The organism is Alloalcanivorax sp. C16-1 (assembly GCF_046507805.1).
GTDB lineage: Bacteria > Pseudomonadota > Gammaproteobacteria > Pseudomonadales > Alcanivoracaceae > Alloalcanivorax.
The window spans coordinates 273,365-285,651 of sequence record NZ_JBKFTK010000001.1 but is presented as its reverse complement, the minus strand read 5'-3'; the positions used below and the strand labels follow the sequence as shown (position 1 = coordinate 285,651).

General features: G+C 68.6%; 13 protein-coding genes. All 13 read right to left on the bottom strand.

What is annotated here, in order from left to right; all coding sequences use genetic code 11:
- Positions 1–3 precede the first annotated feature (3 nt).
- The 13 genes from lipB to holA all read right to left on the bottom strand — a co-directional run bounded on the left by lipB (position 4) and on the right by holA (position 12,286).
- Complete coding sequence (lipB, locus tag ACLD0W_RS01435) at positions 4–660, bottom strand: lipoyl(octanoyl) transferase LipB (protein ID WP_410305738.1); 657 nt, start codon at positions 658–660, stop codon at positions 4–6.
- Positions 660–929 (bottom strand): YbeD family protein, encoded by a 270-nt coding sequence (locus ACLD0W_RS01430; RefSeq protein ID WP_410305737.1) that lies wholly within the window; start codon positions 927–929, stop codon positions 660–662. The genes lipB and ACLD0W_RS01430 overlap by 1 nt, the downstream gene beginning before the upstream one ends.
- 105 nt (positions 930–1,034) lie before the next feature.
- Positions 1,035–2,207 (bottom strand): D-alanyl-D-alanine carboxypeptidase family protein, encoded by a 1,173-nt coding sequence (locus ACLD0W_RS01425; protein ID WP_410305736.1) that lies wholly within the window; start codon positions 2,205–2,207, stop codon positions 1,035–1,037.
- A gap of 37 nt (positions 2,208–2,244) precedes the next feature.
- Entirely contained in the window at positions 2,245–3,180 is a 936-nt protein-coding gene (locus tag ACLD0W_RS01420; RefSeq protein WP_410306793.1) for a septal ring lytic transglycosylase RlpA family protein, read from the bottom strand.
- Positions 3,180–4,229 carry a lytic murein transglycosylase B gene (gene mltB, locus ACLD0W_RS01415; RefSeq protein WP_410305735.1) on the bottom strand — a complete coding sequence of 350 codons (1,050 nt, stop codon included), beginning with the start codon at positions 4,227–4,229 and terminating at the stop codon, positions 3,180–3,182. The genes ACLD0W_RS01420 and mltB overlap by 1 nt, the downstream gene beginning before the upstream one ends.
- Positions 4,230–4,252: 23 nt before the next feature.
- Complete coding sequence (rodA, locus tag ACLD0W_RS01410; RefSeq protein ID WP_410305734.1) at positions 4,253–5,395, bottom strand: rod shape-determining protein RodA; 1,143 nt, start codon at positions 5,393–5,395, stop codon at positions 4,253–4,255.
- Positions 5,392–7,281, bottom strand: a complete 1,890-nt coding sequence (gene mrdA / locus ACLD0W_RS01405) for a penicillin-binding protein 2 (RefSeq protein ID WP_410305733.1) — start codon at positions 7,279–7,281, stop codon at positions 5,392–5,394. Before mrdA ends, rodA begins: the two co-directional genes overlap by 4 nt.
- 21 nt (positions 7,282–7,302) lie before the next feature.
- Complete coding sequence (gene rlmH, locus ACLD0W_RS01400) at positions 7,303–7,773, bottom strand: 23S rRNA (pseudouridine(1915)-N(3))-methyltransferase RlmH (protein WP_410305732.1); 471 nt, start codon at positions 7,771–7,773, stop codon at positions 7,303–7,305.
- Between the two features lie 92 nt (positions 7,774–7,865).
- Complete coding sequence (gene rsfS / locus ACLD0W_RS01395; RefSeq protein WP_138772871.1) at positions 7,866–8,225, bottom strand: ribosome silencing factor; 360 nt, start codon at positions 8,223–8,225, stop codon at positions 7,866–7,868.
- Positions 8,222–8,896 carry a nicotinate-nucleotide adenylyltransferase gene (gene nadD, locus ACLD0W_RS01390; RefSeq protein WP_410305731.1) on the bottom strand — a complete coding sequence of 225 codons (675 nt, stop codon included), beginning with the start codon at positions 8,894–8,896 and terminating at the stop codon, positions 8,222–8,224. The genes rsfS and nadD overlap by 4 nt, the downstream gene beginning before the upstream one ends.
- A 21-nt stretch (positions 8,897–8,917) precedes the next feature.
- A complete protein-coding gene (locus ACLD0W_RS01385) occupies positions 8,918–10,177 on the bottom strand; it encodes a glutamate-5-semialdehyde dehydrogenase (RefSeq protein WP_410305730.1) in 1,260 nt (419 codons plus the stop codon).
- Between the two features lie 79 nt (positions 10,178–10,256).
- Complete coding sequence (locus ACLD0W_RS01380; protein WP_410305729.1) at positions 10,257–11,108, bottom strand: class I SAM-dependent methyltransferase; 852 nt, start codon at positions 11,106–11,108, stop codon at positions 10,257–10,259.
- A gap of 176 nt (positions 11,109–11,284) precedes the next feature.
- Positions 11,285–12,286: a DNA polymerase III subunit delta gene (holA, locus tag ACLD0W_RS01375; RefSeq protein ID WP_410305728.1), complete on the bottom strand. Its 1,002-nt coding sequence runs from the start codon at positions 12,284–12,286 to the stop codon at positions 11,285–11,287.
- Position 12,287 lies beyond the last annotated feature (1 nt).

Below are 12,287 nucleotides of genomic sequence, written 5' to 3'. Positions count from 1 at the left end.
GCGTCAGGATTGGGTAGGAGTATACCAGTCCGGCGGAGGCGCTGTCCGGGGGGTGAGGCCCAGCCGGCCCGCCAGAATCGTTACCAGATCCTGCTCCACGGTGGCCCGGTCCGGGTCCAGCCCCTCGCCGGCCAGGCTGGTCATCGGCTGCCCGGCATGGCCGCAGGGGTTGATGCGCCGCCAGGGGGCCGGGTCCTCCACCCGGTTCAGCGCCAGGCCGTGGTAGCTGCCGGTGCGACGGATGCGCAGCCCCAGGGAGGCGATCTTGGCGCCGTTCACGTACACCCCGGGGGCATCCGCGCGGCTGACCGCGTCCAGGCCCCGCTGGCGCAGATAATCCACCACGCTGTCCTCCAGGGCGCTGACCACGGCGCGGGCGCCGATGCCCAGCCGCTGCACGTCCACCATCAGGTAGATCACGGTCTGGCCGGGGCCGTGGTAGGTGACCTGGCCGCCCCGGTCGGTGCGCACCACCGGAATCTCACCGGGGGCCAGCACGTGCTCGGGCTTGCCGGCCTGGCCCAGGGTGTACACCGGCGGATGCTCCAGCACCCAGAACTCATCCTCGGTGCCGGCGTCGCGGGCGCCGGTGAAGGCGCGCATGGCCTCCCAGCAGGGCGAGTAGTCGACGCTGGGCAGGCGGCGGACCAGAACGTCCATCAGAGCGTGATCTTCACGTGGGGGCTGGCGTCCAGGTCCCGGTAGATGCTTTCCACCTGCTCCTTGTTGTGCACGGTGATATTGGCGGTGATCGACACGAACGTGCCCTTGGTGCTGGGCTTGCGGCTCAGGTTCATGGAGCGGTCGAAATCGCCGAGATGGGTTTCCAGCACCGTCACCACCACTTCTTCCAGCGGCGCGTCGGCGGCGCCCATCACTTTCAATTGCATGACGTGCGGGAAGTCCCACAGTTCTTCGCGGATGGCCATGGCGGGTCCTCGGATTCGGATGGCGGCGGCGCGCCGCCGCGAAAAAAACGGTTACCCGGGGATATGGTGGTGCGCCCCGGGGTTTCCAAGTGGCGCCCGGGCTGGCTAGCTGAACAGGCCCTTGAAGAACAGCACGACATGGTCCCAGATGCGCGAGAAGAAGCCGGCCTGTTCCACCGTTTCCAGGGCCACCAACGGGCGCTCCACCAGCTGCTCGTCGCCGAGCCGCACGGTCAGGGTGCCGTATTGCTGGCCCTTCTGGATCGGCGCGCGCAGTTCCGGCTGGATGCTCATCTCCGCCTTGAGCTGGTCGCGGCTGCCCTTGGGAATGGTCAGCACCAGCGCTTCGTCCAGGCCCAGGCGCACCTGGTCGGCCTCGCCCAGCCACACCTCCGGGGTGTCCAGCACGTCCTCGGCGCCATAGCCTTCGTAGGTCTCATAGAAGCGGAAACCGTAGCTCAGCAGCTTCTGGGATTCGCGGGCCCGGGCGGCCTCGGAATCGGTGCCCATCACCACCGCGATCAGGCGCATGCCGTCCTGCTTGGCGGAGGACACCAGGCAATAGCCCGCTTCCTCGGTGTGGCCGGTCTTCAGGCCGTCCACGGATTCGTCCCGCCACAGCAGCAGGTTGCGGTTGGGCTGGGTGATGCCGTTGTAGGTGAATTCCTTCTCGGCGTAGATATCGTAGTGTTCCGGGTAGTCGCGGATGATGGCGCGGGCCAGCCAGGCCAGGTCGTGGGCGGTGGTGTAGTGGTTCTCCGCCGGCCAGCCGGTGGCGTTGACGAAGTGGGTGTGGTCCATGCCCAGCTGGCGGGCCTGGTTGTTCATCAGGTCGGCGAAGGCGTCCTCGGAGCCGGCCACGTATTCCGCCAGGGCCACGCTGGCGTCGTTGCCGGATTGCACGATCACACCCTTGAGCAGGTCGATCAGCGGCACCCGGGTGCCTTCCTTGACGAACATCCGCGAACCGCCCATGCGCCAGGCCTTGACGCTGATCGGCACCATGTCCTGCTCGTTGATGTTGCCGCTCTGGATCTCCTTCTCCACCAGATAGGCGGTCATCATCTTGGTCAGACTGGCGGGCGGCAGCTCCTTGTTGGCGTCGTGCTCGACCAGAATCTGTCCGCTCTTGGCGTCCAGCAGCAGATAGCTGCGCGCCTCCACCTGGGGCGGCCGGGGGATCATGGTCTCCGCCCGCGCCAGCAGCGGCGCGGTGGTCAGCAGGCAGCACAGGAACAGCCAGAACGCGGAGTAACGGGGGGAACGGGTTTGCATCATCATCGGGGCCTTTGGGTGTTTTTCGCTTCCGGGCGGATCAGGGGTTCACGGAGATGGGCGCGGCGAAGCCGGCCTGGGTCACGGTGTGGCGGGCGCGATCGCGGTCCTCGTTGCTGGCGAACGGGCCCAGCCACACTTTGTAGAGATTGCCCGAGGCCGGCTGGCGTACCGACACCGGCAGGCGCAGCTGCTCACGCAGGCGCTTTTCCAGGGCGCGGGCGCCGTCCAGTCCCTGGAAGGCGCCGGCCTGCAGGTACAGGTCGCCGCCAGCGGCGGTGGGGGTGGTGGCACTGGCGGTGGCCGGCGGCGGGCTGTCCACGGCGGCGCGCACCGCGGTGGGCACGCGGCCGTCGCTTTTGTTGGGCGTCGGGTCGTTGTTGGCGGTCAGCGCCTCCACCCGCACCCGGCCGGTGCCGTTCTGCTCGATGCCCAGGCGCACGGCGGCGGCCCAGGACAGGTCGATGATGCGGTCGGAGTGGAAGGGGCCGCGGTCATTGACCCGCACCACCAGGCTTTTGCCGTTGTCCAGGTTGGTCACCCGGGCGTAGGTGGGCAGCGGCAGGGTGCGGTGGGCGGCGGTGAAGCGGTACATATCGAAGGCTTCGCCGCTGGAGGTCCGGTAGCCGTGGAATTTGCGGCCGTACCAGGACGCCAGGCCCTCCTCATGGTAGCCCTCGGCGGTGGGCAGCACCTGGTAGGTCTGGCCCCACACCGTGTAGGTGTCCGGGTTGCCGTAGGCGCTGCGCGGTTCCACCTTGGGCACCGGCTCCGGCTGGGCGCTGACGTCCCGGCGCTCGTCCGGGCCGGCGTCCACGTTGTGTTTGTAGCGGTCGGAGCCCGGCGCCCCGGCCGCCGACCGGTCCGGCTTGGAAGCCGGCGGCGGCGTGCCGCTGCCGGTGTCCGGGCCCGGCCCGGGGGCGGTGGCGCAGGCGCCCAGCGCCAGGGAGACGGTCAGAATCAGTAACGGTCGCATCACGGCCGGGCGTCCTTCAGGGCGTCGGCGATGCGATGGGAAAGCTGCAACACGGCCATGGCATAAAGCTCGCTGTGGTTGTAGCGGGTGATCACATAGAAATTGTCGGTGGCCAGCCAGAATTCATGGCCGTCCTCGCCGGTCAGGTCGAGCACCGCCACCGGCTGGGTGCCGGGCAGTCCCTGATCCGACGTGTCGAAGCAGTACTGGCTGCTCAGCCTATCATCGCCGCAGGACAGTGCCACTACGCCGTTTTTCCGGGCCTGTTCCAGGGTAAAGGACGGTTTGTAGCCCGCTTCGGCCATTTTCACGTAGCCGTCGCCGTCCACCCGGGCCCGCGCCGCCACCGGCAGGCCGGGCTGCCAGCGGTGCTGTTTGAAGTAGTTGGCGACGCTGCCGATGGCGTCCACCGGGCTGTTGACCAGATCGATGACGCCGTCGCCGTCGAAGTCCACCGCATAGGCTTCATAGCTGGTGGGAATGAACTGCGGGAAGCCCATGGCGCCGGCGTAGGAGCCGGTGATGGTGCCGGCGTCGATGTGCGCGTCGCGCTCCATTTTGAACAGCGCGATCAGCTGCTTGCGGAAAAAGGCGCCCCGGGGCGGATAGTCGAAGCCCAGGGTGGTGAGGGCGTCGAGCACCCGGTAGCTGCCCTTGTGGCGCCCATAGCGGGTTTCCACGCCGATGATGGCCAGGATGATCTCGCGGGGAATCTGGTACTCGCGCTCGGCCCGGTCCAGGGCCTCGGCGTGTTCCTCGGCGAACGCCACGCCCTGGCGCACCCGGTCTTCCTGCAGGAAGATGCGGCTGTACTCGGCCCAGGTCAGGGTCCGTTCCGCCGGCCGGGCAATGGCCTCCAGAATGCTGTCCTTGCGCTTGGCGTCGGCCAGCAGCTGGCGCACCCGGTCTTCGTCGAGGCCGTTTTCGCGCACCGCCTTCAGCACCTCCTTGGCCTCCGGATGCTCGGCGTAATTGGCGGTTTCGGCCCAAGCCGGAGCGGGACCGGCCAGGGCGGCACAGACGGCGAACAGCAGCCCGGTTTTTTTCACGTGGTTCTCCTCGGAAATCCTTGTCAGTAACTCATCAGTCGGCGATGGGTATGCATGGACATGAGCATGCCGAAACTGGCCATCAGGGTAACGATGGACGTGCCGCCATAGCTGACCAGCGGCAAGGGTACCCCCACCACCGGTAAGAGTCCGGACACCATCCCGACGTTCACAAAAATATAAATAAAAAAGGTCATGGTCAGCGCCGCCGCCAGCAGCCTCGAGAAGGTCTCCTGGGCCTGCCAGCTGATAAAGAAGCCACGCCCGACGATCACCAGGTAGACGATCATCAGCAGCACGAAGCCGGCCAGCCCGAATTCCTCGCCCAATACCGCCAGGATGAAGTCGGTGGACGACTCCGGCAGAAAATCCAGATGGGACTGGGTGCCGTCCAGCCAGCCCTTGCCGGTGACGCCGCCGGAGCCGATGGCGGTTTTCGACTGGATGATGTTCCAGCCGGCGCCCCGCGGGTCCGCCTCCGGGTTCAGGAAGGTGTCCACCCGGCTGCGCTGGTAGTCGTGCAGCACGAAGAAATACATCAGCGGCGCCGCCACCAGCAACACCACCACCGCCAGCCCGATCAGCCGCCAGGACAGGCCGGCCACGAACAGCACCACCAGGCCGGCGGCGGCGATCAGGATCGAGGTGCCCAGGTCCGGCTGCACGGCGATCAGCACCACCGGCAGAAAAATCAGTGCCAGGGCGATCAGCACGTCGAGCAGACGGGGCGGCAGATTCCGCTCGCTGAAGAACCAGGCGACCATGGCCGGCACCGCCAGTTTCATGATCTCCGCCGGTTGGAAGCGGCCGATGCCGGGGATGTACAGCCAGCGGGCGGCGCCCTTGGCCTCGAAACCGATCACCACCACCAGGATCAGCATCACCACGCCGATGGCGTAGACCACCGGCGCCCAGAACCGGAAGCTGCGTGGCGGAATCTGCGCCACCACCACCATCAAGGCCGCGCCGGCGGCGATGCGCATGGCCTGGCGCGCCACCAGATCGAGACTGCCGCCGCCGGCGCTGTAGAGCACCGTCAGGCCGCCCAGGGCCAGCAGCATCAGTGCCGCCAGCAGCGGCGCGTCCAGATGCAGGCGGGCGCTCAGGCCGTTGCCCAGGGTCACGCCCTGGCCGGGCATTTGTCGCAGGTATTCCCGTACGCTCATGGCGCGGTCTCTCCAGCGGTGGGCGCCCGCGTCAGGGGCGCCGGCACGTCCAGTTCGCCCTGGTCGTTGAGCAGCCAGGCGTCCATCACCTGGCGCGCCACCGGGCCGGCGGTGGAGCCGCCGTGGCGGCCGTTCTCCACCAGCACCGCCACGGCGATGGCCGGGTGGTCCACCGGCGCGAAGCTGATCAGCAGGGCATGGTCGAGCAGGCGCTCGGCCAGCTCGTCCTCGTTGTAGGTTTCTTCCTGGCCCACCGAGAACACCTGGGAGGTGCCGCTCTTGGCGCCCATCCGATAGGGCGCGTCCTTGGCCATCACCCGGGCGGTGCCGTGGTTGCCGTGCACCACTTCCTCCATGGCGTGTTCCATGCGCAACCAGTCCCGGTCGTCGTTGAGCTGGATGTCCGGGCGCGGCGGCGGGCGCAGTTCGTCGGCGGCCAGGGTGGGCGTCACCTGCTTGCCCTGGTGGGCGAGGATGGCGGTGGCGGTGGCCAGTTGCAACGGCGTGGTCAGCACGAAGCCCTGGCCGATGCTGGCGTTGATGGTATCACCGTGGAACCAGGGCGTGCCCCGGGCGGCGCGCTTCCATTCCTTGGACGGCAGCAGGCCGGCGGACTCATTGAGCAGATCGATGCCGGTGGGCTGGCCCAGGGAGAAGTCGGACAGGAAGTCGTGCATGCGGGCGATGCCCAGCTTGAAGCCCAGGTCGTAGAAATAGGTGTCGCAGGACTCCACCACCGCCTTGGTCATGTCCACCCAGCCGTGGCCCCAGCGCTTCCAGTCCCGGTAGCGGTGCGGGTTGTCCTCCAGCTGGTAGTAGCCGGGATCGAAAATGGTGCGCTGCCAGTCGGTGACGCCGGCATCCAGGCCGGCCAGGCCGATAAAGGGTTTCACCGTGGAACCGGGCGGGTAGCGGCCCTGCAGGGCGCGGTTGAACAGCGGGTTGTCGTGGTCTTCCCGGTAGCGGGCGTAGTCCTGGTGGGAGATGCCGTTGACGAACAGGTTGGGCTCGAAGCCCGGCCGGCTGACGAAGGCCAGCACGCTGCCGTCCCGGGGGTCGATGGCCACCACCGCGCCCCGGCGGTCGCCGAGGGCGTCGTAGGCGGCCCGCTGCACCTTCATGTCCAGGGTCAGGCGCAGGTTCTGGCCGGGCTCCGGCGGCTGCTCCTCCAGAACCCGCAGAATCCGGCCCCGGGCGTTGGTCTCCACCTGGCGGTAGCCCACCTTGCCGTGCAGGCGCTGCTCGTAATAGCGCTCGATGCCGGTGCGCCCGTAGTAATGGGTGCCGGCATAGTTGGACTGCTCGGTGAGCGTCATGGCGTCCAGGTCCTCCACGTTGAGCCGGTTCACATAGCCGAGCACATGGGAGAACAGCTTGCCGTGGGGATAATGACGCACCAGGTTGGCGGCCACCCGCACCCCGGGCAGGCGGTGCTGGTTGACGGTCAGGCGGGCGATTTCTTCTTCGCTGAGACGGCCGCGCAGGGGAATCGGGTCCCAGGGCCGGCGCGGGCTGGCCAGGCGCCGCCGGAAGCGTTCCATATCGTCCGGCGCCAGGGTCACCAGCTCGCCGATGCGGGTCAGGGTGGCCTCCAGATCGGGGACCTGTTCGATGATCAGTTCCACCGCGAAGTCCGGCCGGTTGGCGGCCAGAATCTCGCCATTGCGGTCGGTGATCAGGCCGCGCGGCGGCGGCACCGCCTGGGTCTGCACCCGGTTCTCGTCGCTCAGCGTGGTATAGCGGCTGTGCTGCGAGATCTGCAGCCAGGCCATGCGCCCCACCAGCACCAGCGACAGGGCGACCACCAGAAAGGCGGCCACCAGCAGGCGGAAGCTGAAGATCCGCTGCTCGTGGTGATGGTCCTTGAGGGTCAGTGGTCGGCGCATGGATGCCCGTTGTTTGAATCGTTAGCGGTGATAAGGATGGCCCGCCAGCAGCGTCCAGCCCCGGTACAGCTGCTCGGCCAGCAGCACCCGCACCAGCGGGTGCGGCAGGGTCAGCGACGACAGGGACCAGCGTTCATGGGCGGCGGCGGACACCCGCGGGCAGAGCCCGTCCGGCCCGCCCACCAGAATCGCCAGATCCTGACCCAGATCGCGCAGGGTGACCAGTTTTTCGCTCAGCCCGGGCGTATCCAGGGCGCGGCCGGTGACCTCCAGGGCCACGCGGTGGGCGGCGGGGTGTTTTTCCAGCCGTTTTTCCAGCGCTTCGCCTTCCGCCCGCACCAGCGCGGCGGTGTCGCCCCTGGAACGCTTAGGCAACGGAATCTCCTCAAGTTCCAGGCGCATGTCCGGCGGCATCCGTTTCTGGTACTCGCGGAAGCCGTCGTTGACCCAGGCGGGCATTTTGGTGCCGATGGCGAGAAGGTGGATGCGCAAGGCGAGTCTCTCCCAGACACTGGCTCGGACACGGGTGGGTAACCCGGCAACGATGACGTGGCGACGGGCCGCACCGGTGCGGCCCGTCGGCTTCACTGGTCGCGCTGGTCGCGGTCCGGATGATGGTCCGGGGTCTTCCAGAGCCGCTCCAGGTCGTAGAACTCGCGGGTGGCGGGCAGCATCAGATGCACGATCACGTCGCCCAGATCCACCAGGATCCATTCCGCGCCGCGCTCGCCTTCGGTGCCCAGCGGCGAGTAGCCGGCCTGCTTGGCCTTTTCCATCACGTTGTCGGCCATCGCCTTGACGTGGCGGCTGGAGGTGCCGCTGGCGATCACCATGTCATCGGCCACGCTGGTCATGGCGCGCACGTCCAGGCTGGCTACGTTCTTGGCTTTCATTTCTTCCAGGGCGTCGAGCACCAGATCCAGCAAAGGGGGTTGGGAACTCATGGGGCCTCGTTGAGTGCGTGCACGGAATTGTCGGCGGCGTTGCCGCGATGAACGGACTGATTATACAGCCCATGGCGATGGATATGGGCGCGCACCGCCGGGGTCAGCAGCGGGCTGTCGCCCTGGGCGCGCAGGGTTTCCCGAATATCGCTGGCAGCCACGTCCAGCACCGGCCGCGCCAGCATCAGCCGGCGTCCCGCCGGGCGGGCGCGCAGCAGCCGGCCGCCGGCGCGGGGAAAGGCGCGCTGCACCCGCAGCGGCGCCGACGCCGCGCCGGGGCGCGGCACCACCGCCAGATGGCAGAGGGCGGCGTATTCCCGCCAGCGATGCCAGCGGTCCAGATGGGCGAAGCTGTCGGCGCCGACCACGAACACCAGCGGCCGCCGGCCGATCAGGCGCCGGAAATGCTTCAGGGTGTTCAGGGTAAAGGAGGGCGCGCCGCCCCGTTCGCGCAGCTCCCAGTCGTCGGCGATCAACTGCGGATAGCCGGCGCAGGCCTGGCGCACCATGGCCAGGCGCTGGGCGCCGCTGGCCTGGGGCTGGGCCCGGTGCGGCGGCACCGCGTTGGGCAGCAGGTGCACCGGCGCGTCGCCCAGGGCCCGGGATACCGCCAGGGCGGCACGCACATGGGCCCGGTGAATCGGGTCGAAGGTGCCGCCGAACAGGATCAAGGGTTTCAGAACCGGCCCCTGCTATTGGCGCACATGGCCGTCGCCGAATACCACCCACTTCTGGCTGGTGAGCCCTTCCAGGCCCACCGGGCCCCGGGCGTGCAGCTTGTCGGTGGAAATGCCGATCTCCGCGCCCAGGCCGTATTCGAAGCCGTCGGCGAAGCGGGTGGAGGCGTTCACCATCACCGAGCTGGAGTCCACCTCCGCCAGGAAGCGGCGGGCGTGGCTGTAGTTCTCGGTGATGATCGACTCGGTGTGCCCGGAGCTGTAGCGATGGATATGGTCCAGGGCCTGGTCCAGGTCATCCACTATTTTGATCGCCAGCACCGGCGCCAGGTATTCCTCTTCCCAGTCGGTGTCGGTGGCCTCGGCCACGTCGTCGCCGAGCAGTTTGCGCACCCGCGCGCAGCCGCGCAGTTCCACGCCGGCCTGGCGGTACTGGTCGGCCAGCTCCGGCAGCACCCGCTCGGCGATGCCGGCGTGCACCAGCAGGGTTTCCAGGGTGTTGCAGGTGCCGTAGCGCTGGGTCTTGGCGTTGTAGGCCACTTTTACCGCCTTGCCCGGGTCCGCCTCGGCATCGATGAACACATGGCAGTTGCCGTCCAGATGCTTGATCACCGGTACCCGGGCCTCGGCGCTGATGCGCTCGATCAGGCTCTTGCCGCCGCGCGGCACGATCACGTCCACGAACTCGGGATGGCGGATCAGCTCGCCCACGGCGGCCCGGTCGGTGGTTTCGATCACCTGCACCGCGGTCTCCGGCAGGCCCGCTTCGCGCAGCCCGGCGCGCAGGCACTCGGCGATCGCCTGGTTGGAATCGATGGCCTCGGAACCGCCGCGCAGAATCGCCGCGTTGCCGGATTTCAGGCACAGGGCGGCGGCGTCGATGGTCACATTGGGCCGGGATTCATAGATGATGCCGATCACGCCCAGGGGCACGCGCATCTTGCCCACCTGGATGCCGCTGGGGCGGAAGTTCAGGTCGGTGATGGCGCCCACCGGATCGGCCAGGGCGCTGACCTGCTCCAGGCCCTCCACCATGCCGTCGAAGCGGGCCGGGGTCAGTTCCAGACGGTCCAGCAGGGCCGGGTCCAGGCCATTGTCGCGGCCCCGCGCCAGATCGCGCTGGTTGGCATCGAGAATGGCACTGCGATGGGCACGCAGCGCGGCGGCGATGGCGCCGAGCGCGGCGTTCTTCTCGCCGGTGGTGGCCCGGGCCATGGCCCGGGAGGCGGCGCGGGCCTGCCGGCCCACGTCGGCCATGTACTGCTGGATATCCATGTGAAACGCCTGTCGGGAAACGAAAAGGCGCATTATACGGGGTTCCGGGCGGGCCGCGAAACAGCCCTGGCGTCGGGAATCAGGCCGCCTCCGCCTCCAGGATGCGCACCATGGGTGTGCCCCGGGTGCGTGGGATCGGCAGCCGGTCGTAGTAATTCGCCGGGTCGTGCACGGTCAGCGCGGCGAAGCCCTGCTCCCGAAAGTGCGCCTCGGTGGCCCGGTCGGAGTCGAAATGGAAGGCCACGTTGCTGCGCGACAGGGCGCCCAGCAGCCCGCCCAGGGTCTTCAGGGTGCGGTGGAAGCGCATGTTGGCGTACAGCGGGTAGTTGTCGGTGAGGTAAACGCCGCGCGGAAACGCCTTCAAGGCGTCCGCCAGCCGCGCCCAGAACGGGCTGATGGTGGCCAGATCGAAATAATTGATCAGCCCTTCGGTGACCACCGCCACCGGCCGCGCCGGGTCCAGGCGCTGGAGCAGGGCGGCGACGCTGTGGTCGCCGTCGGGCACCAGAATATTCACGGTCTCCACCCGGTGCCGTTCGCCCAGGGCGCCCTGGCGGGCCAGCAGCCGTTGCTTGCGCCGCGCCATGTCCGGCAGGTCCGCTTCCACATAGTCGATGCCGGGATGGCGGGCCCGCAGCCGGCTGCCGCGCGGGCTCAGCCCGCAGGCGATCTCCACGATCTGCAGGTCCGGGTGATCGGCGATCAGCGCCTCCAGGCGCGCGTCGATCAGATGATGACGCTGCAGCAGAAAGGTGCGGATATTGCCGCCCATCAGCCGCTTGCCCACCGCCTCGAAGGGCGTCATGGCGCCGTACAGCAGCGCCCCGGCGGGGGTGCGGAAACCGGGCTCGGACAGGCCGTGGCGCACCCACACCTGACCGGTATAGAGGGCGGTAAAGCTGATCGAGGAGGTATCGAGACGTTGGACCATAAGGTGCTTCACGCGGCAAGGGGCATTCCCGCGACCCTAGCAAAGCCGCCGGCTCCGCGCGGGCCAATCGGTGGCGCCGGAATGGCCGGTTTCCCGATGCCCTGAGAGCGGCGGATTACCCGGGCCGGGAGCGATTCGAGCAGAAAATCTGGCCGGTTCCGTGGCCGGTTGGTGGGCTATTTTTCCAGGATCGCGGGCAGCGGCCGGCCGCACAGGCGCAGGATCAGGCCGGCCAGGTATTGCCAGGGGTCGCCGGGGCCCATGCCCTTGATCGCCTGGTCGGCGCGGATCGCCAGGGCCTGGGCGCGGTGCAACTGGCGCGGCGGCAGCTGGCGGGCGCGGGTTTCCAGGGCGCGCAGCCGTTGCGGCGGCAGGCGCGGCGGCTGGCCGCCGGTGACCAGGGCGTCCAGGGCGCGGATATCCCGGCCCAGGGCCCACAGCACCACCGGCGCTTCCACGCCTTCGGCGCGCAGGGTGCGCAGAATGCGCAGGGCCCGTTCCGCGTCGCCACGGCCGGTGGCGTCGGTGAGGTCGAAGGGGGTGTAGCGGCTGGAGTCGCCCACCGCCTGCTGCACGGTGTCGGCGTTGACCCGGCCGTCCTCGGTGAGCAGGGCCAGCTTGTCCACTTCCTGGGCGGCGGCCAGCAGGTTGCCCTCGCTGCGCTGGATCAGCAGTTCCAGGGCGTCGTCGTCGATGGCCAGGCCGCGGCCGGCCAGCCGGTCGCGCAGCCAGTGCTGCAGTTGCTTGCCTTCCACCGGCCAGATTTCCAGCACCGCGCCGCTGCCTTCCACCGCTTTCACCCAGGCGCTGTTCCAGTCCTTGCGGCGGTCCAGCTTGGAGCAGCGGATCAGCAGCAGGGTGTCCGGGGAGGGCGGGTCAAGCAGATCGCGCAGGGTCTGGCTGCCGGCCTTGTCCGGCCGCTTTTCGCCAAGCACCACTTCGAGAATGCGGCGGCCGCCGAACAGGCTCAGGCTCTGGGCCTCGTTGCGCAGGGCGTTCCAGTCGATGCCGGTGTCGGCGCTGAAGCGATGGCGCTCATCGAAGCCCTGGTCGCGGGCGGCGGCGCGCAGCGCATCCAGGGCTTCGTCCTGCTGCAGCGGTTCGTCGCCGGCCACCAGATAGACCGGCAGCAGGTCGCCCTGCAGGTGCTTGGCCAGATGCTCCGCGCGCAGACGCATG

Bases quoted from the DNA above. Each gene is read 5' to 3' on its own strand.
- lipB (WP_410305738.1), bottom strand. From the start codon at position 660: ATGGACGTTCTGGTCCGCCGCCTGCCCAGCGTCGACTACTCGCCCTGC.
- ACLD0W_RS01430 (WP_410305737.1), bottom strand. From the start codon at position 929: ATGGCCATCCGCGAAGAACTGTGGGACTTCCCGCACGTCATGCAATTG.
- ACLD0W_RS01425 (WP_410305736.1), bottom strand. From the start codon at position 2,207: ATGATGCAAACCCGTTCCCCCCGTTACTCCGCGTTCTGGCTGTTCCTG.
- ACLD0W_RS01420 (WP_410306793.1), bottom strand. From the start codon at position 3,180: ATGCGACCGTTACTGATTCTGACCGTCTCCCTGGCGCTGGGCGCCTGC.
- rodA (WP_410305734.1), bottom strand. From the start codon at position 5,395: ATGAGCGTACGGGAATACCTGCGACAAATGCCCGGCCAGGGCGTGACC.
- mrdA (WP_410305733.1), bottom strand. From the start codon at position 7,281: ATGCGCCGACCACTGACCCTCAAGGACCATCACCACGAGCAGCGGATC.
- rsfS (WP_138772871.1), bottom strand. From the start codon at position 8,225: ATGAGTTCCCAACCCCCTTTGCTGGATCTGGTGCTCGACGCCCTGGAA.
- ACLD0W_RS01385 (WP_410305730.1), bottom strand. From the start codon at position 10,177: ATGGATATCCAGCAGTACATGGCCGACGTGGGCCGGCAGGCCCGCGCC.
- ACLD0W_RS01380 (WP_410305729.1), bottom strand. From the start codon at position 11,108: ATGGTCCAACGTCTCGATACCTCCTCGATCAGCTTTACCGCCCTCTAT.
- holA (WP_410305728.1), bottom strand. From the start codon at position 12,286: ATGCGTCTGCGCGCGGAGCATCTGGCCAAGCACCTGCAGGGCGACCTG.